Annotated in this window: 24 protein-coding genes; 14 read left to right on the top strand and 10 right to left on the bottom strand. The window is 35.4% G+C overall.

What is annotated here, in order from left to right:
• Window positions 1–24: 24 nt before the first annotated feature.
• Together FD688_RS04290 and FD688_RS04285 are read right to left on the bottom strand one after the other, a co-directional pair.
• On the bottom strand, window positions 25–1,539 hold the full coding sequence (locus FD688_RS04290; RefSeq protein ID WP_138741929.1) for a glycosyltransferase: 1,515 nt from the start codon (window positions 1,537–1,539) through the stop codon (window positions 25–27).
• A 2-nt stretch (window positions 1,540–1,541) separates the two neighbouring features.
• Window positions 1,542–3,176, bottom strand: a complete 1,635-nt coding sequence (locus FD688_RS04285; RefSeq protein ID WP_138741928.1) for a glycosyltransferase — start codon at window positions 3,174–3,176, stop codon at window positions 1,542–1,544.
• A gap of 155 nt (window positions 3,177–3,331) precedes the next feature.
• Here FD688_RS04285 and FD688_RS04280 point away from each other — a divergent pair, with 155 nt between their 5' ends.
• A complete protein-coding gene (locus FD688_RS04280) occupies window positions 3,332–3,562 on the top strand; it encodes a hypothetical protein (RefSeq protein ID WP_138741927.1) in 231 nt (76 codons plus the stop codon).
• Between the two features lie 55 nt (window positions 3,563–3,617).
• Here the strand turns inward: FD688_RS04280 and FD688_RS04275 are convergent, their stop codons facing one another.
• A complete protein-coding gene (locus tag FD688_RS04275; protein WP_138741926.1) occupies window positions 3,618–4,055 on the bottom strand; it encodes a hypothetical protein in 438 nt (145 codons plus the stop codon).
• 22 nt (window positions 4,056–4,077) lie between these two features.
• A complete protein-coding gene (gene rlmD, locus FD688_RS04270; RefSeq protein ID WP_138741925.1) occupies window positions 4,078–5,481 on the bottom strand; it encodes a 23S rRNA (uracil(1939)-C(5))-methyltransferase RlmD in 1,404 nt (467 codons plus the stop codon).
• A 162-nt stretch (window positions 5,482–5,643) separates the two neighbouring features.
• On the opposite strand from rlmD, the gene FD688_RS04265 reads away from it, so the two are divergent.
• Together FD688_RS04265 and FD688_RS04260 are read left to right on the top strand one after the other, a co-directional pair.
• Window positions 5,644–7,443, top strand: coding sequence for a hypothetical protein (locus FD688_RS04265; protein ID WP_138741924.1), 1,800 nt, complete (start codon window positions 5,644–5,646; stop codon window positions 7,441–7,443).
• A 194-nt stretch (window positions 7,444–7,637) separates the two neighbouring features.
• Window positions 7,638–8,201 (top strand): hypothetical protein, encoded by a 564-nt coding sequence (locus FD688_RS04260; protein WP_138741923.1) that lies wholly within the window; start codon window positions 7,638–7,640, stop codon window positions 8,199–8,201.
• A 38-nt stretch (window positions 8,202–8,239) separates the two neighbouring features.
• Here the strand turns inward: FD688_RS04260 and FD688_RS04255 are convergent, their stop codons facing one another.
• Window positions 8,240–8,674 carry a GNAT family N-acetyltransferase gene (locus tag FD688_RS04255; protein WP_138741922.1) on the bottom strand — a complete coding sequence of 145 codons (435 nt, stop codon included), beginning with the start codon at window positions 8,672–8,674 and terminating at the stop codon, window positions 8,240–8,242.
• Between the two features lie 167 nt (window positions 8,675–8,841).
• Between FD688_RS04255 and FD688_RS04250 the strand changes: the two genes are divergently transcribed.
• The 3 genes from FD688_RS04250 to FD688_RS04240 all read left to right on the top strand — a co-directional run bounded on the left by FD688_RS04250 (window position 8,842) and on the right by FD688_RS04240 (window position 9,896).
• Window positions 8,842–9,345, top strand: coding sequence for a sigma-70 family RNA polymerase sigma factor (locus FD688_RS04250; RefSeq protein ID WP_190242906.1), 504 nt, complete (start codon window positions 8,842–8,844; stop codon window positions 9,343–9,345).
• Window positions 9,346–9,428: 83 nt separating this feature from the next.
• On the top strand, window positions 9,429–9,629 hold the full coding sequence (locus FD688_RS04245; protein ID WP_138741920.1) for a hypothetical protein: 201 nt from the start codon (window positions 9,429–9,431) through the stop codon (window positions 9,627–9,629).
• A 21-nt stretch (window positions 9,630–9,650) separates the two neighbouring features.
• Window positions 9,651–9,896 (top strand): DUF2922 domain-containing protein, encoded by a 246-nt coding sequence (locus tag FD688_RS04240; RefSeq protein WP_138741919.1) that lies wholly within the window; start codon window positions 9,651–9,653, stop codon window positions 9,894–9,896.
• Window positions 9,897–9,930: 34 nt separating this feature from the next.
• On the opposite strand, the gene FD688_RS04235 is transcribed toward FD688_RS04240, so the two are convergent.
• From FD688_RS04235 to FD688_RS04230, 3 genes are all read right to left on the bottom strand, one after another.
• Complete coding sequence (locus FD688_RS04235) at window positions 9,931–10,824, bottom strand: LysR family transcriptional regulator (RefSeq protein ID WP_138741918.1); 894 nt, start codon at window positions 10,822–10,824, stop codon at window positions 9,931–9,933.
• A 159-nt stretch (window positions 10,825–10,983) separates the two neighbouring features.
• On the bottom strand, window positions 10,984–11,118 hold the full coding sequence (locus tag FD688_RS07440; protein ID WP_263853921.1) for a hypothetical protein: 135 nt from the start codon (window positions 11,116–11,118) through the stop codon (window positions 10,984–10,986).
• Between the two features lie 245 nt (window positions 11,119–11,363).
• Window positions 11,364–11,621: a hypothetical protein gene (locus FD688_RS04230; RefSeq protein ID WP_138741917.1), complete on the bottom strand. Its 258-nt coding sequence runs from the start codon at window positions 11,619–11,621 to the stop codon at window positions 11,364–11,366.
• A 173-nt stretch (window positions 11,622–11,794) separates the two neighbouring features.
• Here FD688_RS04230 and FD688_RS04225 point away from each other — a divergent pair, with 173 nt between their 5' ends.
• From FD688_RS04225 to FD688_RS04210, 4 genes are all read left to right on the top strand, one after another.
• Complete coding sequence (locus FD688_RS04225) at window positions 11,795–13,159, top strand: hypothetical protein (RefSeq protein ID WP_138741916.1); 1,365 nt, start codon at window positions 11,795–11,797, stop codon at window positions 13,157–13,159.
• Between the two features lie 163 nt (window positions 13,160–13,322).
• On the top strand, window positions 13,323–14,144 hold the full coding sequence (locus FD688_RS04220) for a DNA/RNA non-specific endonuclease (protein ID WP_138741953.1): 822 nt from the start codon (window positions 13,323–13,325) through the stop codon (window positions 14,142–14,144).
• 15 nt (window positions 14,145–14,159) lie between these two features.
• Window positions 14,160–15,926: a hypothetical protein gene (locus tag FD688_RS04215; protein ID WP_138741915.1), complete on the top strand. Its 1,767-nt coding sequence runs from the start codon at window positions 14,160–14,162 to the stop codon at window positions 15,924–15,926.
• A 268-nt stretch (window positions 15,927–16,194) separates the two neighbouring features.
• Entirely contained in the window at window positions 16,195–17,793 is a 1,599-nt protein-coding gene (locus tag FD688_RS04210; protein WP_190242905.1) for a hypothetical protein, read from the top strand.
• Window positions 17,794–17,796: 3 nt separating this feature from the next.
• On the opposite strand, the gene FD688_RS04205 is transcribed toward FD688_RS04210, so the two are convergent.
• Both FD688_RS04205 and FD688_RS04200 read right to left on the bottom strand, forming a co-directional pair.
• Window positions 17,797–18,519 (bottom strand): hypothetical protein, encoded by a 723-nt coding sequence (locus tag FD688_RS04205; protein WP_138741913.1) that lies wholly within the window; start codon window positions 18,517–18,519, stop codon window positions 17,797–17,799.
• Between the two features lie 87 nt (window positions 18,520–18,606).
• Window positions 18,607–19,206 carry an SGNH/GDSL hydrolase family protein gene (locus FD688_RS04200; RefSeq protein ID WP_190242904.1) on the bottom strand — a complete coding sequence of 200 codons (600 nt, stop codon included), beginning with the start codon at window positions 19,204–19,206 and terminating at the stop codon, window positions 18,607–18,609.
• A 221-nt stretch (window positions 19,207–19,427) separates the two neighbouring features.
• On the opposite strand from FD688_RS04200, the gene FD688_RS04195 reads away from it, so the two are divergent.
• The 4 genes from FD688_RS04195 to rsmG all read left to right on the top strand — a co-directional run bounded on the left by FD688_RS04195 (window position 19,428) and on the right by rsmG (window position 23,850).
• Entirely contained in the window at window positions 19,428–20,243 is an 816-nt protein-coding gene (locus FD688_RS04195) for a phosphopentomutase (protein WP_138741911.1), read from the top strand.
• 88 nt (window positions 20,244–20,331) lie between these two features.
• A complete protein-coding gene (locus tag FD688_RS04190) occupies window positions 20,332–21,579 on the top strand; it encodes a NupC/NupG family nucleoside CNT transporter (protein ID WP_138741910.1) in 1,248 nt (415 codons plus the stop codon).
• Between the two features lie 39 nt (window positions 21,580–21,618).
• Window positions 21,619–22,938: an NCS2 family permease gene (locus FD688_RS04185; protein ID WP_138741909.1), complete on the top strand. Its 1,320-nt coding sequence runs from the start codon at window positions 21,619–21,621 to the stop codon at window positions 22,936–22,938.
• Between the two features lie 174 nt (window positions 22,939–23,112).
• The gene (rsmG, locus tag FD688_RS04180) at window positions 23,113–23,850 is read left to right on the top strand and encodes a 16S rRNA (guanine(527)-N(7))-methyltransferase RsmG (protein WP_138741908.1); all 738 of its coding nucleotides are present in this window, start codon (window positions 23,113–23,115) and stop codon (window positions 23,848–23,850) included.
• Window positions 23,851–23,864 lie beyond the last annotated feature (14 nt).

Here is a 23,864-nt window from a genome sequence, read left to right as displayed (position 1 = left end):
TGAGATAGAGGTTTTTTATTTGGTTTAAATGGTTTCAAAGAATTGATTCCATTGTTTCATGACATTGTCAGCGCTGAACTTATCAGCTTTTTTGAGTGCATATTCACTTTGTTGTTTATGTTTATCATCGTTTCCTAAGATATCAATAACTTGGCTAGCGAACTTACCTAAATCACCAGATGGGATTAAGTACCCGTTTTTGCCGTTATCGATAATTTCATTAGGACCATAGTTAATGTCATAAGCAACCTCAGGAATACCATAGGAAAGGCCTTCAATCAATGACATACTTAACCCTTCACCTTTTGATGATTGGACTAGGATACGAGTCTTTTCTAGAATGTTTTCCCTGTCCTTTCCGGTCTTATAGTCAACCATAGATACATTATCGGCGATATTTAGTTGCTTGATAATTTCTTCCAATTCATTCTTGAATTCAGCAGACTCAAAGTATCCCATCATTGTTAAGTGGACATCTGGAATGGTTTGCTTAACGGCAGGGATGATGGAAATTAATTCAGCAACATTCTTGTCTCTAAAGACACGACCCATATAAGTGATTTCATGATTAGTGATATCTGAGGATGGTTTGTGCATTTCTAAAATTGCAGAATCTAAAACTGAGAAAAAATTCATCTTTGGATAGCGTTTTTGTAAATCATGTTTTTGTGTTTCAGTTGGGGTAATGACGCCTTCGTATGTTTTTTGATAATGATCAAATAGTGGGTTCAGATTATCATATAATTTTGCCTTTGGATTACCAGCTTGGGCCGGATCCTCTGTATGTTCGTTATGCATGATTTGATATTTATGCTTGGTAGCATTAACTTCACCCACAGCAACAGTTAATGAAGGACGATCGTTGATGATGACAGTATCTTTATCAGAGATTTCGTTTAGGAAAAATGTGAATAGTTCGTCTTCGGTATTGAAACGCAAAGTTTTTCCTTTATAGTTTAGTAGCTTAAACATTGTTGGCATTAGTTGTTCACCAATGTTCATGTGAGTTATTTCTATTACCGGATTGCCTGACCTGTTCAAGACTAGTTCATGTCCGATGTTGCCATCTGGGTGCATGTAGATAGTTTTGGACTTAAAACTACGGTAGTCAAAAACGTCTCTACTGGATATATTACCGAAATTGTCGTAGTAATCAACATTGCCAATTTCACCAACAGTAAGAGGAAAAATGGAAACCTTGGCAATGCGTTGACCTAATTTTTCGATGTATGACTTGTTGTTGTCGACGCCGTTAATTTTGTATTCATGCTTGTCGACAAGGTTGGAATACCTTAGGTATTCATGGTGTTTTTTAGGACCAATTTCACCTTGGAAGTAGTCGTACATGTTAAGGATGTCGTTATCATCGATACCGTATTTTTGAATTTCTTGATGCAACGAAGGGTTGTAATTTCTGGTAACAATCTTGGCATCAATGTTATTTTGTTTAAACAGTTTGATTCGGTTCATGGCTGAAAATTCAGTTCCCGAATTGAATGTAAAAATGTTTTCATTCACGAATAAAAATTTCTTGCTCATGATTAGGCCTCCTCAGTGTGTTCCATATCACTTAGACCCTTTTTGATGTCAAAGTGGTATGTCTTTAATTTATCTTGCCAAGTCTTCTTAGCAGAATTGATTAGTTGTTTCCAATCTGCCCAAACGCTGTCCTCTGAGAAACGATTTGATAGTTCATAAGCTTGATCTGACATCTTTTGTAGTAATTCATCGTCAGTAAATAGTTTGACCATTCTGTCTGATAGGGCCTTGGTGTCGTCATAGTCCACGACGTAGCCATTTTCATTATCGACGATTAATTCGTTTGGACCATAATTAGTATCAAATGTTATACCAACGTCACCTTGAGCTTGAGCTTCCATTAAGGCAAGGTTGAAACCTTCCATGACAGAGGCTAGGGCGTATAGTTGAGCATTTCTTTGCACACCAGTAACGTCATTGGTGTAGCTGTGTAGGGCAACAGTATCTCTTAAATCATATTCGTCTAATGATGCGTTAATGCGCTTCATTGCGATATCGTCGTTGGAGTGGTCAACATATCCGTAGACATCCATGTTGATGTCAGGAACTTCCTTTTTAGCCATTCCCATGGCGTCGATAATTTTGTTGATTTGTTTTTCAGGAGCAACTCTGGCAGTTACTACGATACTGTGTTTCTTACGATTCTTCATTGGGATGCGTTGACCTTGTAAATCTTCGTTTTTAATTACACCAACAGGGATAGTGAACATATCAACATCTGGATTAAAACGACGTTTAACGTCTTTAGTTTGTTTTTCGGTAGCAGAAACAATCGCGTCATATCTGTTAGCGTCGGTTAGTGAGTATTCGTAGTTGTTGTTCATGATTGAAGTATCGGGTTCTTGAGCGTCACCGGCATGTGAGTTATGTAGATGCAAGACGGTGTAGGTAGGAGAACTCAAGTTTTCCAATATTTCTTCGAAGTAATCAGAACGATCCATTACATAAATATTTGGATGGTCTTGATCCATGAATTCTACGTTAATTTGTTCCAAAAATTCTTTGATTAATCCCACAATGTTGTTGTGAGTACGGACTGTTCCATTTTTATCGATGGTTTTAAAACCGGATTTTTCCATTTTACCTTGGGCATTTAGTCTGAAGTAATCCTCAACAGCAGGGCGACCTTCAGGGGTATACCAAGTTTCAGTCGCTATCTTATTATCAGGAGTATACCACTGAGCCAGGGATAAGAAACCACGATAGTCGTAAAAATCAACACGGTAAAGGTTAGCAAATCCATCGAATAATTCAACAGACTTAACGATTTGATCGTTGGTAATATCTTTATCAAATAGGTTGATACGGGCAACAATTTGATTCTTGCTATAGACAATTACGCGATTTTTATCTTTGTCTTCTTCGTATCTCAGATTAGTGACACCGAAGTTAACATCTTTTGGACGGATTGTCTTTTTTTGTACACTAGTAGCTTCTTGAAAATAATCAAAAATATTAAGAATGTATTTATCATTTATTCCATTGTTGTTCAAGTGAAAATGTAGTAGTGGATTCCACTCACGAAAGACGAGGCGATAGTCTTCGCCAAATTTTTCGAAGAGTTTTGCGCGCTTTAATTGGGCATGTTCAATCCCGGAGTTTTTTGCATTAAAGCTAGAATTTAAGAAAAAATTCATAACAGATACTCCCTTTTATGTATTTATAATCATTATAACGCAGTGAGAGTTAAATTTGAGTAAAGAAAATCTTAAGAAAGATTTTTACATGATTTTTTAACAAAAGTCTAAATTAGTTTTACAATAAATAGTGAAGTATTATTGGGAGGATAACTATGACAGAAAGACAATTAATTCAACAAATTCTAAACACAGTGGATGTGGAATACAATTTCGAAAACGTTGACTCAGACAATTCAGCATACGATATTAAAGTATTTCAACAAAAAGAAGATCGACGTCCACTAAAAAATGTGAATGATGAATTAAAGAAATACTTCAATGAAGCTGGCTTTAATTACACCGAACACATTGGTAATGATTTAGACTTAAAGATTAGCAAATAATACTAATGAAGATCTGAAATGAAAAAGACTCAAGAATAATTCTTGAGTCTTTTTTTTAAAGTGTTGGTCCTTGATGATTAATTTCATCTGGGGTCATGTCAGTTAGTTCACAGTCAATGCGATGCTGTTTTAATACATTTTGAGAATCAATATCAATTGGTTTAAATCCTTTATTAACAAGACGCTTGATATACATAGTATTGTAACCTAATCCCCAAATGACAGCTCCTATAAAATAGGTGATGTTTGCTGCATTACTTGGATCAATATTAAGTATTAATTGTAAGAACATGTGAGTAGCCATGTAAATACAAGCATCAACACCTAAAATGCATGCAGTGTTGTAATAATCAGAACGCAGGATTGATGGAATCCAATGTAACAAGAATGATAGAATGGAAAAGCCAAAACGACCAAACTTGATGCGATTATCGCGCTTAATCATGAAGACGAAGTTTTGCTTAAAATCTGGTGGTTTAGGGAAGTTATTCATTTGAATACCTACTTTCTATCGATTATTTTCTAGTAAATTTAACGACCGCTTCACAACGTGGTGTTTGTGGCATCATATCGATTGGTTGAATGAAGTCCACCTTGTACTTACGAGTTAGTTGGACTAAGTCGGCAGCCATTGTTGAAGGGTTACATGATACATATACGAATTTTTCTGGTGCACTCTTTAAAATAGCGTCAATTAATTTATCGTCTAGTCCAGTGCGTGGTGGATCAACGATAATAGCATCCGGTTTAAAACCTTCTTCTAACCATTCTGGTAATAGGTCTTCGGCCTTACCAACTTCGTAGTATGCGTTTCTAATCTTGTTGATGATGGCATTGTGATTAGCATCTTCAACGGCTTCTGGAATAATATCCATTCCTCGAATTTCTTCAGCGTGTTTGGCTAAAGGTAAACCGATGGTACCAACACCAGAGTACGCATCAACGATTTTTTCGTTTCCGGTAAGTTCTAGTGCGGAGATGGCAACTTCATATAGACGAGGAAGCATGATTGAATTCAATTGTAGGAAAGCACGAGCTGATAGTTCGAAGCTTAGTCCCTTAATCTTTTCAATGATGGTATCCTTACCAGCTAAGTGCACTGTTTTGTCACCCCATATAAGAGGGGAGTCACCAGGATTGATGTTTTGCATAACAGAAGTTACTTCTGGTAATTCCATCATGATCTTCTTTAGCATGAATCCTTTTTTAACAAACTTAGGTGTGTTAGTAACAAAGACTACTTGAACATCATCGGTGTTTAATGCAGCACGGACGATGACGGTTTTTAAGATTCCAGAGTTGTTTGATTCATCAAAAACAGGAATTTCTAGTTCTTGGATGAATTCAACAATCTTTCTCATTACTTTCATGGTAGCAGGGTATTGCACTGAACATTCTGGAAGATCAACTAATTCATGAGTTCCTTCTTTGAATAATCCAGCAATTACCTTTCCGTCCTTCATTCTAACAGGGAATTGAGCCTTATTACGGTATTCGTAAGGGTTTTCCATTCCCATGGTAGAACGAATTTTGAAATTCTTGTAACCCTGTGGTTGAAATTTTTCTAGTGCTTGTTTGATTAAATCACGTTTGAAACGAAGTTGTGCGGGATATGATAGTGATTCAAGTTCGAATCCACCAACAGTGCCGGCATAACTATCTCGAGGTTCAACACGATCTGGTGAAACACGATTAATCTTGACGGCTTTTGCTTTGATGTAATTAGGATAGACCTTAGTTACTTCAGCGACGACTTTTTCATCGGTAAAAGCACCGGTAACAAACACAAGCTTATGTTCGTAAAAACCAATTCCTTCACCGTTAATGCCCATTCTTTTGATGGTAATTTTAAATTGTTGGCCAACTTCGACTTCAACGTCGTTATAGTTGGAACGATTATTGCGATTTTGGTATGCCATTAAAAACGTCCTTTTCATTTATACAATATTAATTAACATTATATCATGTTAAAAATGTTTTTAAATTATCAGCGTATTATTTAACAATTATTTTATTGCAAAACAGCGTTTAAAGGGGTTAAATAGAAACAGTGATTAAATTTGAGAGGGGCGATTTTTGACATGAAAAAGCTAAGAAATCTATTCTTACTTTTGACAATCATTGCTACGTTAATTTCGTTACCTTCAATTGACTTTGGAATTAAGGCATTCGCAGATGCCAATAGTAGTTCTAACATCATCGATGATAAGGATGCTGAAGCTATCGATGGGGATGCAAAAAAGCCAAACGAGGGGACACAAAAGACTGGTGATAAGTTCAACGATAACAAGACCATCAGTGATTCTATCAACACGGATGGAATTCCAACTACCACCAGAGACAATGCTTACGTCGATAACAACACTAAATACCATATTGTCGATAGTAAGCTACCTAAGATAACCCCAACATGGGGGAACTACACGCGTGTTCGTAATATGGATGTGCCAAATAATTACACATCCATTGATTCAATTAATACAGGTTCAACAACTTTTAAGACTAAGTGGTTTTTACCTGAAGGATTTCACGTTAGTCCAGGTGAACACGGAAACTACCAAGGTGGAATCATCGCTAACAACAGTATCTATTTTGTAGAATCTGCTGGAACCAATACTAACAAGGGTGCAATTGTAAAAATTGGATTAGACGCATTAGATAAGAAGGGAATTGATACCAGTACCCAGCAAAACATTTTAGCCCAGGTTTTTAACTTCTTTAATAAAAACTCTGCTTACGGCAGTGATCATAGCAAGAAATTGTCTAATTTTATTGTCAATACTGATGCCTACAGAAAAAACAATATCACTATTCAAACAAAGATTGCCAACATGAAAAAGGTAGTTAAGAATGCCAACTTGAAGGTGAAGACCAATCAAAAGACATTTAATAATGCAATAAAGCAGGCCAAGAAAAAGTTAGCAAAGAACATCAAGACTAACCGAAGATCTGTAAAGAAACTAAATAAGAATTTAAAAAATCAAAAAAAGAAGCACGCAAAAGCCAAGATAATTAATAAGATTAAGAAACAAATTACTAAGCTTAACAAGACATATGGAAAGTTAAATGCAAAAAAGAGGGATATGAGTAAGTTAACACCTAAGGCATTTAAGACCTTCAACCGTGTGAAGAAAGCACAAGCTAAGTTAATCAATAAAGATAATAAACAAATTAGTGCTTGGAATGCCAAGGTTAATCATAACAACCGTGAAATCAATCGTATTGGTAAACGCAATGACTTATTCAGTAAGTACTTTGATTTATCAAAATTATTAACAATCAGTCCCGTTACCAACATTGGACACGGTCAAACATTGTCATACAACCCAAGTAACAACCACGTATACTTGGCTCAAGATGATAAGTTAGGTGTTGTGGGAGATGACTTTTATAACCAAGTAACTGAAATGGATGCGGAAAACATGAAACCAGTTCACGTATACCGTTTCAAACTAAACAACAAGGGACATTACTACGCTATCCATACATTAACATTTGATAACGATGGCAATGCATATTTTGGTGTTGGTGGCGGTCCTAAGAAGATGAGTGGTACCTACACATTATTCCACGGAACAATGAATGAAAGTGGTATTCAATTCACCCCAGTAAAAGGACTAATTAAGTGGCCAGGAAGCTTTAACCAGGGCGTCACTTACAATCGTAATAATAATCGTCTCTACTTACTTTCAAACGATTTGATTATTTCAATTCCGGTGGATGAAGTCAGAAATGACAACATTCAACCACAAGATGTTCACTACACTACTTTTGGAACTAATCGTGAATTTGAAAGTCTATCGTTTGATAGTAGCGGTTATGGTTATCTAGTTGTACTTTGGAGATCTGAAGTATTAAAATCAACAGCACCAATTGATTAGAAAAAAGCAACCACATAGTGTGGCTGCTTTTTTAATATGGATTATTAATAAACATATTAAATGCTTAGAAGATGGCGATGTTAATTTATTTTTGGATTTTTTAATCAACAATAAAATAAAAAAATGTTATGATTTGATTAATTGAAATAAATGGGTTTAGACAATTAATTCACTAAGGAAAGGGGGATGTGTGAATGCATTTAGAACCATTAAGTTGGAATGACATTTTCGAGCTAGCAAGTGCAATTGGAACATTTATTACCGCATACATTGCACTATATTTGAATCGCCGCCAGCCCCCAATGATAATTAGAGTTGATCGTTCATCGGTTAATGGTCATGGAGTTTTTATCTATTTTCTGGATGAAAAGTTAAACACCAGTGGATTCATTAAATTAAACCGCATCTATATGACGTTACATGGTGAGGAATTAGCTCACAGTGTGAACTTAGATTTGTTTAGGGAAGGATTAACGCGGTGGCGACCAATTTCAAATGATTATATTGTCACGATTGCCATTAAACGAAGTAGTGATGATGAACAATTGAACCGTATCATTGCTGAAGCATTTTCGATTGCCAAACACGAACATGATGATGTTTCTCATAATGATATTTCTAAAAAGGATTTTCAGTTGGGTTTTGAGTTTGTTGTTAACGATCCTAGAGTACATTTGAATCCGGTTGAGTTTAACTTGAAAAAGTTAGAAGAGTCCAGCGTAATTGATATGAATAAAATTAAGGAATTTATGCACTAAAAAATGCATGTAGATATAAATTATCTGCATGCATTTTTTTATTTGTTTAAAATCATTTTAATGTGTGGAGTTTGGTGGAACTCGTAAACATCCCCGACTGATTTAAAACCAAATTTGGCATAAAATGCCTCTTTATCATCTTGTGAATCAATTTCAACTCTTGGATGATCAAAGTGTTCATCGATTTCCTTTAGTACGCGTTCAATTAATTGCTTACCCAATCCTTTGCCACGTGCGGCAGGAGTGGTAAGCACTCTGCCAAATGATGTGTGGTCTTTTCCATGAAAAATCCTGGCATAGGCTAATAGTTTCCCATCTTCTTCAGCCCAAATATGTAGTGCTTTTTTGTCGACATCGTCGACTTCTTGGTAAGGACGTTTTTGTTCTACCACAAAGGTTTGAACACGGGCAAAGTAGATGGACCATAGTTCGTCACGTGTGATTTCAGCAAATGTTTTTACTTTCCATTCCATGACATAACCTCCTAAATTAATTACTCTCATTCTACTATTTTTTATATTGAAAGTGTAAGATTTTGCAGTTTTAAACTAAAAAAGACGCGATGTTATTTTTGCTCGTTATTGTTATCTTTTTAATCGTTCAAGGGCCCTTGATCAATACGGAAAAAGGATTGGTTGAGATGAATAATTTAGATGTCGGATTTGATTTCTTAATGAAGCAAAACCATGTTGGCATTGTTTATGGAGTGTTAAAGCGATTAAATATTAGGGCGGATAACCCTCAATTTGATGACTTAAAGCAGGAGGGATTTATCCACCTAGCAACTAAGTATAGTCAATACAATGAGGAATTGGATGATGATAGGGTATGTGGATACTTATTTCAGGCCGTTTATTGGTACCTGTTGGATGTTTTGAGAAAACAGCAACGAATCAAGAATCATGTTATTAGTGTTGAATCAGATGTTGATGGTGTTGATTTTTCGCCACATGACGAGATTGACGGCATCGATTTGTTAAACCAATTATGGTTGAACTGCACCACCAACCAAAGAAAGTTTTTATGCTGTGCTTACAATGATTCTATGACTGTTACCGATATTGCTAGAAAGTATCATGTAAGTCGAAAGACCGTTTATCAGTGGAAGAAAGGCGTTCAAGAAGAATTTTACAAATTAGGGTAACACTTTTGAATGTAAACACGTTATTAATAGTGTAAGGGTTGGCGCTAATCACTTATGAAAATTGGAAAAAGAGGTAAATCATAATGGAAAAGCAATGGAACAAGTCAAAGATTACAGTTAATACTTTAGGAAGCGACCAAGTTTTGAGAAAACGTAATATGGCCAATGCAATTCAAGAAGTATCACCTGAACAAATGGCTAAATTAACTGCAATTGTTGGCGAATTAACCGGTTGTGATGCTCAAGGAGCCAAACTAGTACAAGAAATTAAGTACGTAGGCTAATTTTAATTGGAGGACAAATTAATGAAAAAACTAGAATTAACATTTAAGAGCGAAAACGGCAAGAACAAGAACCTTGGTTTTAATTATGTAGAAGGTGACCTAAGTGCTGATAAGGTAATGCCAGCCATGCAACGTCTATCAGAATTAAACCTATTCCGTGACAAGGATGGTAACTTATACCAAGAACCAGTGGCAGCAAAGATTGTTGACACCACTAACCAAGTTTTATTCGACAAACGAATTAAGACCGACAGTTCTGCTAAGTAAAAAAAGACGTGTTGCATATTGCAACACGTCTTTTTTATTTTAAGTATCCATCTGGATAGTTTGATTCGATAAATTCACGAATACATGACACCATTTTTTGAGCGGCTGGAGTCTTCATTTGAACAGAGTTCATTACCATGAAGATTGAACGGTAGAAATCATCATCAAATGGGTACAATGATACATCACCGTTTATTCTTTGAAATGCTAGTTTAGGTAAAATTCCCATACCCAGACCTGATTCAACCATTGCGATGATTGATTGGTCATCAATACTGAATTGAATTGAGTTAGGAGCAACGTTATACTGGTCTAGAACAGCCTTGGTATCACCATCGTAATCGGATTTTTGTAGGATAAAATGTTGATTTTCAACATCTTTTTTAGTGATTGACTTACCATTGGCTGGAACGAAGTCCCTAGGGGTGATGCAGTAAATCTTGTCTTTTACTAATAGGGCCTTTACTAATCTTTCATTGATTGGTTGACAAGTGAAGCCAAGATCGATTTTACCTTGTCGAGCCTGCAGTGTGATGTCATTAAAATCACTTTGAATCAGCTCAACTTTGACGTTTGGAAATTGACTATGAAAGTTATGTATAATTGTTGGCAACCAGTTGATACAGACACTACTAAAAGCACCTAATCTAACTGTTCCAGAAGTTAGTCCTTTAATTTTATTTGCTTCTTGTTGAAGTCGTTCTTCGTTATTTAAGATGTCTTGAATGATTGGAAGAACATCTTTACCATCTTCGGTTAACTTAACCCCTGATCTATCACGGATAAGTAGTGAGAAACCAAGTTGCTTTTCTAGTTTATCGATTGAATGAGAAATTGCAGAAGGTGTTACTTCTAGCTTTTGAGCTGCATGGTGAAAACTTTCTTCACTAACAACGGTTACAAAAGCTTGGTATGAAAAAGAAATCATGTACATCAATCCTCTCGTCTACAATAAAAAACTTATTGTTTTAGATTATATATGTTTTTGTAAAAATATGTAACAATCATTTGAAAATAATTATGCAAACTATCTAAATAAATTCAAAGATAAGGAAAGACGCCATCATTATTGATAGCGTCTTTTTTATTATGGGTACCAAAAACCAAACGCTTCTTGTGACAAACGATGGTATCTACGAGCATCCATGTTATTCACACATTTGATAATATATTCAAGCGGTCGAGGACGTGAACTAGTAATGATTGCTAGCATGTAGTGCATATCATTGGCACAATAGATTTTATCCAGTGCTTTATTGCAGGGGTAATAATGTTTGTCTCCGACATATTCGATAAGCTCATTTTGGATTTTTTGACGTAGCTTGCGACGGAGATGTAGATTGGCTTGCTCAAATTCAGTATCCAATTTAAGCCCTCTATATAACTGACGCAATTAAATCCCTCCCTTCAAATACATAAGTAATAAATGTAGAAGAGTTCGTATCTTGAATGTCGAAGGAGAAGATTTCATTCTCCTTGCATGATATCAATTAATTCATTTAATAGATTTGTTTTATTGCGATATTTGTCGGTTATGATTAGTAGGTAGTTAACAACTTCAAAATTATTTTGTTTATTGAGAAGTTCTTCAAACAGTGGATATTTTTCATCGTCGCCGAAACTCTTAGAGATAATTTGATTTAAATATGCAGCAAAATAGTTTCTTAATCTAAGTTGAGCCAAAAGGTGAGAACTTGGATTGTTTGAACTAAACGTTTCCGTCATTGGCAATACCCCCGCTAATCTTTTTACCTTACTTTAATATTTTTTGAATAAAATGTCTAAAATATGGCACTTTCTTTAAAATTATTTAATAAAACACAACTATTTGTTAATGAAATAGTTAAAAAATTAAAATGTGTTATAATCAAGATTATAAAATTATTGGAGGAATCAAAATGCAATCATTTTTAAAGAAGACAGTCTATGCTGGACTAACTCTTTTTGCATTAGGTTCATTAGCTTCGTTGAACTCAACCGCTGCTAATGCCAAGAAACACGTTACCACTAAGCGTGTTGTCAAAAAGGTAAAAAAAGGTAAGTACACTAAAAAACAAAATAAAGTAACTGCCACATACTACAAAGTTCATTTTGCAGCAAATGCTGCATATGCTAAATCTAATGGGGTAGTTAGTATCATGAACAAACCAGGTAAACTAGGTAATGCTAAGGTGGTTGCCAATAAGGCAACTATGCGCCGTTTAGCTAAATCAAAGTTACCTGAAAACGTCTTCCATGTATATGGAATGGCAAAGACTAACACAGGCCTATACTACGCTCACGTTGTTACTTTAGGTGGTAAATACCGTGGTTGGATCTATGCTGGTAAAAATGATTTTCAATACAACCTAGGTAACATTACTAAGAACACTGGAATTTCAGCAACTAGAACTTTAAAATATGGACCTAATCCAAGTGATGTAAACGTTAAAATTTTAGATAGGCTATGGACTTATCCGAAATTCAGTCGTTTTAACGCTCGTGTTATTAGCCACAAGAAGGCTTCATACATCAACGATGATTTTATTGTTGAATCAGCCGTTTACAACACTCGTGGTTGGTTATACTACTATGTTCAAGACACCAAGAAGAAAAATGTTAACGGTTGGATTTACAGCGGTAGTACTTCTGCTCGTAACGTTAAAAAACATACTAAGAAGACTTCTACTAAGAATGATCCAGCTAAAACATCAACTGATAACAAGCAAAATCCAACTACCACAACCACTTCAACACCAAAACCAAGTACCTACAATCTAGTGTTCAAGTACAATGGTAATTTTGTAAGTACAAAGATTGTTAACTTATCGGATTTATCAATAAACGGTACACCAGTTGTAAATCCAGACACAATCGCTAAGTTTATTCCAAATAATTACCAAATCACTACTGATGCTAATGCCATCAATACTGATGGACCAATCGTTAACGGAGGAACAGCTATTATCAATTTAAATGCGGTTCCGGCAACTCGTTTAACAATTGCAATTAGACAAAAAGATACTGGGGCACTTTTGACCCCTTCATCCGATTTAGTAACTACTCTAAATGAAGCTGGTCAAGACTTATTGAACCAAAAAGTAGTGTTAAATGGTCAAAGTATCAATGCTAATGCTGTTAAGTCAATCTTAACTAATCGTAATTTACTAAGTATTGATCAATCTAAACTATCAACTACTGGTGCTGGTTCACTTCAATTTGTAGGTGTTGACAACACAGCAATTGACGCAAATAACCCAACAGTTACTCTTTACTACAAATAAGAATCAAAAAATGAGCTTCCCAAAATGGGGAGCTTTTTTACTTTTCTTTAATTTTCAGTGAATATTATACTAATATGTATTATTATTAATGTATAAGATTAAAACGGAGTGATACAATTTGAAAAAGTTCTTAGTTTTCTTGTCATTGATAACTGTACTTTTAATGTGTTTTTCAGTTTCTGGACAGGCAGTAAATGCACAAACCTACGTATATATTACGAGAACTGGTAAGCGATATTACTATAATCGAAATGATCGGGGGTTAAAGAGGGCACGACAAGTTTATAGGGTTACCTTAGGTCAGGCGCAATCACGCGGCCTTACTTTGGCTAAAGACGAGAGTACCCACCGTACTGTCGTTACTAAGGTAACAGCCAGAAAGGCCAAAAAAATACATAAAAAAGCAGTCATTCATAGTGGTAAGACTAAGATTGCTAATAATCAAATTGTAATTATACATGGTAATAATCCGGCATTTAGTAAGTCCGAAATGTCACTAAAACATGGTGCTTGGGCAAGATATGGAAGTCTGGATAAGCTTAACCGTTCGACCACCGCGAATGCAATGTTAAACTATTCATTGATGCCAAAGGTGAAAAGAGAACCTTTATATGTTGATCCAACGGGTTGGCATAACAAGAAGGATGGCGGCACATGGTTGTATAATAGAAGTCATCTAATCGGCTATCAGTTTACTGGTCAAAACAATAACTTGCGTAATCTGATGACGGGTACGCGTTCCTTAAATGATCCTGCAATGAGTACGTTTGAAAATAAGGTTGCGTACTACTTACGCAGCAATCACCACCATTACGTTAGATATCAAGTCAAGCCAGTTTTTAAGAAGAGTAATCTTCTAGCATCTGGTGTGATTATGAGAGCTAAGTCAGTTGGTAGTAATGCAATATCATTTAATATTTACATTAAGAATATTCAAGAAGGATTTAAGCTTAACTACGCCAATGGAACTAGCGTAGCTAAATAATGAGGAGAATTAATGATGGAAAAAATAAAACAGTTTTTAAAATGGTTAATACCATTTATTATATTTTTAGTTCTAGCGTTGATAGTTGTATCGATTCCACTAATTAAAAAACAGACATTTTTGGGGTCAGATTCACTGTTTCACTTCAACCGTTTCTATGATGCTGCAATGCAATTAAAAACCCACAAAATTAGTTATTTTCAAACTAACTACGGCTTTTTAGGAACTGGAAGAATGCTAAGTACTTTGTATGGACCAGTTGCAGCCTATGTTGGTGGTTTGATATTATTATTAGCTGGCACCTGGTTTAAGTTCGAAATTATAACCGACCTAATTGTGCTAATTGTTTCAGCTCTTGGAATGTACAAGTTATGCCGTGTTAACAACGTTGACAAGTACCCAGCAATCTTTATGGGATTCATTTACATGTACTCATCATTGGTAATGCAATGGGTTACTGCTCAACAGTTTACCGGTGTAGGGGCAATGATTGTACCATTCGTCATGATTTATGCTACCCAAATGGTTAGAAAAAATGACGTTTCATTTATCGGATTTGCTTTTGTAATGAGTCTATTAGTACAAACTCACTTGATGAGTGCCATGATTACTGCAATTGGAATTATTCCATTCTTTGTTGTTGGAATGATCAATGCGGTTGATAAGAAGCAACGTGTCCGTATGCTATTACATACCATTTACGCTGCATTGATTACGCTGGCTTTAACCATTAACGTTTGGTATAACTTAATCTATATTTCTGCTACTAATCACTTACTACCTGTATATCCAGTTCCACAGGTTCGTACCTACGGTTACAACTTTAATGTTCAATCTTTAGTGAACATAATGAAACCGACCGAGTTTATTTTATTTATTTTTGTATTATACTTTGTTATTAGAAGGTTCAAGCAGGTTGATATCTTAACTAAGACAACAGCATTAACTGGATTTTTCTTCTTAGTTATTTCTTGGAGTCATTTTCCATGGGGCGTCCTTCAATACATTATTCCGCAGTTATCATATACACTCCAATTTCCAAAACGTTTCTTGGTAATTGCGTTTGTATGTCTATTGGTAACTTTTGGTAGAATTTTAACTTATGAAATTAAAAACAATACTCATAAGAGTAATTATGCCGTGGTAGTAACTATCTTATTGTTAATCGTTGGTAGTGCCGGATTGGATTTTTATGCCATTCACCAACGCAGCGTGAACTACGTGGCCTTAAATACTAAGCGTCATAAAAACAATAAGAACGATAATTCTATTTATTACTACATGAGAAAGCACCATAGAACAATTCAAAAGGACACTCAAAGCCACAAACTCTCTAACTTATTAGAAGATATTATTAAGGCGACTCCTGACTATGTTCCATCTTATAAACAAATTAAGGGACACGATGAATACGAAAAATTTAACCCATACAAATTGTATTACAGGGAATACATTGAAAAAAATCATGATAAGAAGGTTCATTTCAAACACATTGTAAGAAAAGATGGTTCTTTAAGTATTAAGTTCAAACTTAAGAAGGCACAGAAAATTCAAGTTCCACTGGTTAAGTATGCTCAAACCCAAGTAACAGTTAATGGAACTGTTAAGAATGTGAAGACAACTAAACTAGGTGCTGTTATTGTATCAGCAAAGAAGGGTAACAACCGAGTAAACGTTAAGTATGTAACCTCATTTGCTACTCGTTTGATGATGGTATTAACATGGATTAGTTGGATTTTGTTCGGTATTTTTGCAATAACAAAAATTAGACGTAACAAGTAGGCTATATAAGTCCTTGTTCGTTTTACAAGGAAATGAATAATTTCCAATTACTGGAGGGATAGTTTTGGAACAACTGAGAAATGCGGCTAAAAAGTTACATGAAAGCCGCTTTTTCCCGCTTCTCGTATTTGTTTTGTTGGGGCTGATGGCGCTTAGCGGTTTGATTTTAAATAATACGTTAATTTTCAGTTATGATACGATTTTTCACTTTAATCGCTTTTATGACACAGCTGAGCAAATCAGAAATGGAAGTTATAATTATTTCCAAATGAACTACGGTTTCTTACAAACTGGAAGAATTGTTAATGCTTTGTATGGACCGGTAGTTGCTTACATCGCTGGCTTTATCCTATTGTTAAGTTACAATTGGATTGTCTTTGAAATTGTTATCTCACTGATAGTGATGTTAGTAGCTGCATTTTCAATGTATTGGTTATGTAAGGTTAACGGAGTTAGTCGTGATTACTCCATTTTAATGGGTGCGCTGTACATGATTGGATCATCTGTATTTGTATGGGTGATTAACCAACAATTCACTGGTGTCGGTGCCGCTGTAATGCCAGTATTCTTCATTGGGATTACTTTGATGCTACAAAGACTAAGAATCCCGGTACTAGGTGTATCCGTTGGAATGGCAATATTGATTCAAACACATGTGGTTTCAAGTTTGATTGCTTTTGGGGCATCACTTCCAATCATTATTGTTTCTTTGGTGTTAACCAAAGAAAAGTGGAAGATGATTAAAGATGGTTTAATTGCAATTGTATTAACCCTTGCTTTGACCTTTAATGTATGGGGAGTAATGCTTTCAATTTTTAAACATAATTTCTTGATTCCCACATTCCCAGAAACTAGCATGCAATTATTCACAGTTTCACTTCACGGTGAATCAATTCAAAGTGTTGTTAAGCCAATGGAATTATTGATTTTCTTGTATGTGATTTACTACGTAATTACTAGATGGAAGAAGTTAAATTATGTTGTAAGGACATTGGGATCTGTTGCATTTGTTTTTTTGGTTTTATCAACTAACATTGTTCCGTGGACCCGTTTGCAAGTTGAATTTCCTAAACTGACTACATTGGTTCAATTTCCGAAACGTTTTTCAGTGATTCCGTTTATCTTATTTTTCTTATTGCTAGGGATGATTTTGACTAACGATAAGCATGCCTTAACGTTAAAACCACTTCATTACCCAAGCAGAGTATTCACTTATGCAATGCTATTCTTTGTTTTTGCATTAAACATGGAGGCAAACTTCCAGGCGATTAACCTGGGCGTGTCTCAGACCATTGCAATGAAGCAAAATAATGATTCTGTAATTCCGGTTAGCCATGCGTTTAGCTATAATAAGAAATACAATCGAACTTACTTAGATGACTTAGAAAATCCTAACAAGTCCTATCTTATCAACGATATCCTAAAGACTACTCCAGATTACTTGCCAACTACTGAAGCAGTTAACGAGGATAATTATGCTAGTGTGCATCCATACTTAAATAACCATCGTCAGTTGATTAAACATAATTTTAAAATCAAGGGTGGTTATACCAAAAAGGTCAATAAAGACGGATCATTGACCGTTACATGGTACAACCATCACGCAAAGACAAGACGTTTCAGAGTGACCGTTGTTAAATACTCAGCCACTAAGTTAGTCTTAAACGGTAAGAAAATTAAGCCAGCTCGCATTAGTCAGGTTGGTGCAGTGACTGTTAAGGCCAAACCAGGTAAGAATGTGCTAACAGTATCTTATCGTACTGGACTAGGAATGGATATAATTTTCCTAGTTACCACACTTAGTTGGGTTGGTGTCGTTGGATATGTCATTGTCAGAAGATTTAAAAACAAAAAGAGTAACCAATAGTGGTTACTCTTTTTTATTTGCTAAATAATCTTCATACATGTATTTAGCAGTCTTTAAATATATGTTGTGGTATATTTGGTCGTCGAATAATATCGAATTATTACAGGATAAATTGGGGTTATTAAAGCGACTCTGTTTGACGAAATTGATGCAGTTAAGACTTCTTTGGGTATAGTAGATAATGAAGTTTTGAATCATCATTAGATCTTTGAACTTGTTTTGTAGATAATATCCACTTGCGTTAACTTTTATATGGGTTTCTCTTCCATGCATGTATAAGTAAGAGAATTTATCAGTAGAATAGGGGATGCAATAGCTTAAAAGGTTAGCATTAAACCAGGAATAAGACCGAGTACGATGGTTAGAAGGCAACGGAATCAGAGAGGCCTCAGTGGTTAGAATTGGAAATTTATTTTTGATATGCAGTTCCTCACAGATGCTTCTATTAAAATGCTTATGCAACAAGCATTCCATTTGTAATTTTCGATTAATTAGAGCCGTGGTTGATGACTTTAGTAAGTAAAAGTTAAAACCATTTTCAATCACCATGGTTGCGTAACGTTTACTTCGATCAGCGATATCTACCAACATTAAAAGGTCATGCCAGTTGATTTGTTTATAATTAAAACGGTGTTTAACCAGACTAATCGGCAGCTTGTCAATGTCGACAAAAGTAGTACCATCATTATTTTTTAGCGCTTCATCTTTTAAATTTGTTTCATTCATAAAAAAATCCTCTCGTGTGTTTTGCGTTTAACAAGCTAGCACGAGAGGATTTTTTAGGCGAATTATTTTGGCTAATTTAAGAAAATCTTAATCATTTTTGATGAAATCACCTATATAAAAGGCAAGTTTACGATAAGTATAAGCATTAGGGTGAACGTGTTGATCTTGGTACATGTCTTTATAATTAAAGTCGGTGATGAACTCTGAGTGATATTCACGCCAATCAATAAATGGTATCTGAAATGCTGAATAGACTTGAGTTAGACCATCAAGTAGTTGATTGAATGTGTAGTCGGAATATCTAATTACCTCAGCTGCGTTTTTATCTTCGTCAAACCTAGATAACGGTAGCACAGCGTATATTTTTGCTTCGTGATGGTCGCTAATAAGTTGGCGCATCAATTTAGTTAGCTTTGATATAATACGAACTAAGGGAACGTCCAGGTGACCGTAGTCATTAGTTCCAATCATCAAGATTATAATATCGTATTTTTTATCTTTAATTTTTTCAATTTCTTTTTCTAGTGTTTCATAGATGGTAGCTCCGTTAATCCCATTGTTGTAAACGCGGCAATTATAGTATTTGTCTAAGTATCTTGGATAGTTGTATCGTAGGTTTACGGTTCCGTCGAATCCACGGGTGACTGAGTCACCTAGGGTAACGACTGTTTTGTTTGTAAGATCCAATTTAATCAACTCCGATTAATATGTATATATTAACTATTATAATATCAAAAAATTAGCAAAAACTTAATTTTATATACTCGAAAATTTTTTTGGTATAATGAAGTTCCTTGGCAGGGGCATATAAGCCGAAAAAGGCGCGGATATCCGCGCCTTTTTTTATTGACACAATTGCCATTTATGATATACTCATTTGTTAATAAATAAAATTAGGAGGGCACACAATGACACACAAAAGAATGATTGTTTTGGATATTGCTTCACTTGGTTTAGGTGAAGCTCCCGATGCTAATCGCTTTGATTCTATTGGTGCCGACACATTAGGCCATATCGCTGATAAGGGGCTAAATGTTTCTAATTTAATTAACCTAGGTCTTGGCAATGTTCGCTGGGACAACGAGATTAAATCAATTCCACAAGTTGACGCTCCTCGTGGCTTCTTTGGTAAGATGGTTACTACTGTTGACAGCAACAGGGGTAGTGCCTCATTTCGTGAGATGTTTGATTACACTGCCGGTGTCCGTACAGTTTCTGTAATGGACTTGTTGGCAGAAAAACAACATAGTGTTTCAATTATTTCAAGCTTTGCTTATTATTGGGAAAAACAGGACGATATTTCGATGGTCCAAGTCCCTGATGATGGCAAAGCTTTTATTGAATTATCAGCTAAGATGAGGACTCAAAAAAGCGGGTTAATTTACTGTCAGTTACCAGAATTAAGACACTTCGCTAGGATGAATGACAGTGATGGGTACGCAGAACAACTAAATGTGCTGGATAAAACAATTGGTAAGGTCTTAGAAAGACTAAGGGATAATGATTTACTATTACTCACATCTTCATATGCCATTGATCCAACCATGGACAATCGAATTACGCGTGAATACTTACCATTAATCGTATTCAATCCAAATAAAGATGAAGGTAAGTCATTGGGGATTAAGCGTTCACTTGGCGCGGTTGCTAACGCAATCGTGGCATTCTTTGATTTAGATGATGGGGAAGTTACTAAACCAAATTTTATTAATGAAGTTAAGTAATTAATCGATATTGAAAGGGGTGTTGCGCAACTAAAATAAGCTATTTGTCACTATATTTTTTTGTCGCAGAGAAAGGATTAGAAATTTTATGTATTTGTTAGTTAATATTTTAGGAATTATTGTTTTCCTAGGGATTGCATTTATTTTTTCAAAGAACAAGAAAGAAATTAAATGGCGTTCAGTAATTACTGTTTTAGTGTTAAACCTAGTAATCGCTTACTGTTTAACACAATTTTCATGGGGTCGTGCTGCTGTTGAAGCCGCTGCCAATGGTTTCTCAGCATTAGTTGAAGTAGCCTACCAAGGAATTGCGTTTGCATTACCTAGTTGGGTTCACGTTAAGTCAATGGACTTTGTAACTTCAGCACTTCTACCAATTTTATTAATTGTTCCAGTGTTTGATATCTTAACTTACATTGGAATCCTACCTTGGATTATTAAGTGGGTAGGTAAAGGTTTGGCATACATAACTGGCCAACCTAAGTTTGAATCATTCTTCGCTGTTGAAATGATGTTTTTAGGTAACACTGAAGCACTTGCTGTTTCAACTCTACAATTAAAGCAAATCTCAGCAGTAAGAAATGTTGTCATTGCCATGATGTCAATGTCATGTGTGACTGCCTCAATTCTTGGTGCTTACACTCAAATGGTTCCAGGCCAATACGTATTGACTGCCGTTCCATTGAACATCTTAAATGCTGTTATTGTAACTAGTATTTTAATGCCAACTTCAGTTAGCCCAGAAGAAGACACTATCGCTAAGCTAGGTAGTTCTTCACAAACTGCTGAAGTTGCTGTTGGTGAACATCCTGAAAATGCTGAAGAAGCTAAGAAAGAACCATTCTTCTCATTCTTGGGTGACTCAATCCTAGGTGCTGGTAAATTAATCTTAATCATTACTGCAAATGTTATTGCATTCGTTGCTTTAGCTGCATTAATCGATAAGATTTTAGGTGCAATCAATCCTAGTTTATCCCTAGAACATATCTTAGGAATCATCATGTTCCCATTTGCTTGGTTAATGGGTTCAGATGTGCATACTGCTTTTGAATTTGCACAAAACATGGGTACTAAGCTGGTAACTAACGAATTCGTTGTTATGGGTAGAGTATCATCACACATCGGTTCATATGCTCCCCACTACCGTGCACAATTAACTGTCTTCCTAACTTCATTTGCTAACCTTTCTACAGTAGGAATGATCATCGGTGCATTCAAGGGTATCGTTAACCGTGAAGTAAACAACGCTATTTCAAAGAGTGTAGGTTACATGATTCTATCAGGAATTTTGGTTTCTCTACTATCTGCAGGAATCGTTGGTCTATTTGTATGGTAAAATAGAAACATATTATATATAGATTAAGGATTTTGTTTAATGAGTAATAAGTTGAACAAAACGTTAAAAAAAGAGACAGCCTCGCTGTCTCTTTTAGACGTTTTAAGGGATAAAGAAATTTTTAAGACAGAGGTCTTGGGTGGAATTACCGGATTCTTTGCTATCTCATATATCTTGGTGGTTAATCCGATGATATTGGCGGATGCGGGGATGGATGTTCACCAGACAGTCTTTGCGACAATTATTAGTTCTGTAATCGGTTGTTTCATTATGGGATTCTATGCTAACTCCCCAGTAGTGATTACTCCCGGGATGGGTGTTAATGCGTTTTTTACCTACACGATGGTGTTAAACATGGGATTGTCATATCAAGAAGCATTGACGGTTTCATTGGTATCAACAATTGCGTTTGCATTAATCGCATTTAGTCGATTTACGGACATCTTACAGGGTGGAATTCCAGATTCATTGAAGTCAGCGATTACCGCTGGTATTGGTTTATTTTTAGTTGAGATTGGTTTACAAAAGGCCGGTTTGATTCAACAAGGTAAGAATTCGTTATTAACGATTGGATCATTTAGGAATCCATCATTGATACTAGCAATTTTTGGTTTGATTCTAACCATTGTCCTATACATTAAAGGTGTAAAGGGAAACTTCTTCATTGGAATTGTAATAACAACAATTGTAGGAGTAATCTTTCATATTCATGATAGTGGGGTTAAGACCACTCATCTGATTGATATTTTGCAATATCATAAATCATTGTTTGACTTTAGTTTTTCCAATGTCTGGACAACACCTTTTATCATGGCATCTTTTTCAATGACGATGATTTTGGTATTTGAATCGATGGGATTGAATGCTGGAATCTTACCGGACATGAAAAAGTTTAAGAAGACATTTAGAAGTGTTTCAATTACCGGAATTGTTTCCAGTATATTAGGAACTAGTCCAACTGTTTCAGCTGCTGAAAGTGTTGCTGGTTTTCAATTAGGTGCTAGGACCGGTATCATGTCGATTACTGCTGGTATTATGTTCTTACTTTCAACATTTTTTATTAGTTTTTTAGATTTGGTACCTCAAGCAGCAATTGCACCGGTTATCATTATTACGGGTGCATTAATGTTATCCAATTTGAAGACCATTGAGATGGATGACTTTGCCGAATGGTTCCCAGCATTTTTAATCGTGGTATTGATTCCGTTGACTGGGAGTATCTCAATTGGATTGGCATTCGGATTTGTTGCATATCCATTAGTGAAAATCTTCAATGGACAAATTAAATCAATCAGTACAATCAACTATATTTTAAGTGCATTATTTTTAATCAATCTGATAATGACAGCAATGCTATAAAAAGGCGATCGAACGATCGCCTTTTTATATTCATTTTTTTGATAATCTAGTGACGAACTAGCTTAATTTTGGTTATAATGGAGAAGTATATGTTTCATGATTGTAAAAAAGATTAATATCAGTTAAAGTATAGATAGATGTGAAACAATTATGTTTCACAATAGGAGGATTTGCATGAATCCAGAAGAATTTAAGAGTCAATTAGCAAAACACAATATTGAATTGACTGACCATCAAATGAAGCAATTTGCTGATTACTATGAATTGTTAGTTTCCACTAACGAACACGTTAATCTGACAACCATTGTTGATAGGGATGAAGTATATTTAAAGCATTTCTTTGATTCAATTACTCCTGCATTTTATGCAGAGGACTTGAGGACTGAAGAATTAACACTATGTGATGTTGGAGCTGGTGCTGGTTTTCCATCCATTCCGTTAAAGATTGCTTTTCCTAATTTAAAGGTCACCATTATTGATTCATTGAACAAACGAATCAACTTTTTGGATGAATTAGTTGCTAAATTAGGACTAACTAACGTTGAATTACACCATGCCCGTGCAGAAGAATTTGGTGGAAAAAAATCTAAATACCGTGAATCATTTGATATCTCCACTGCACGTGCAGTTGCTCGAATGAGTGTGCTTGCAGAATTTTGTTTGCCATTAGTTAAGGTTGGTGGACGAATGATCGCATTAAAAGCATCGAAAGCAAAAGATGAATTATCTGATGGAAAAAGCGCGATTGCTACCTTGGGTGGTAAGATGATTTCAGACGATGAGTTTAATCTGCCAGTCTCAAATGATCCGCGTAATATGGTTGTGTTAGAAAAAGTGAAAAGCACACCAAAACAATACCCAAGAAAAGCGGGGACACCAAACAAGAAACCAATTGGTTCAAGTAATAAGTAGACTAGAGGAGGGGT

Origin of the sequence: Apilactobacillus kunkeei (assembly GCF_005930975.1) — a bacterium.
Lineage (GTDB): Bacteria > Bacillota > Bacilli > Lactobacillales > Lactobacillaceae > Apilactobacillus > Apilactobacillus kunkeei_E.
This window is presented reverse-complemented; position numbering and strand designations above follow the sequence as displayed.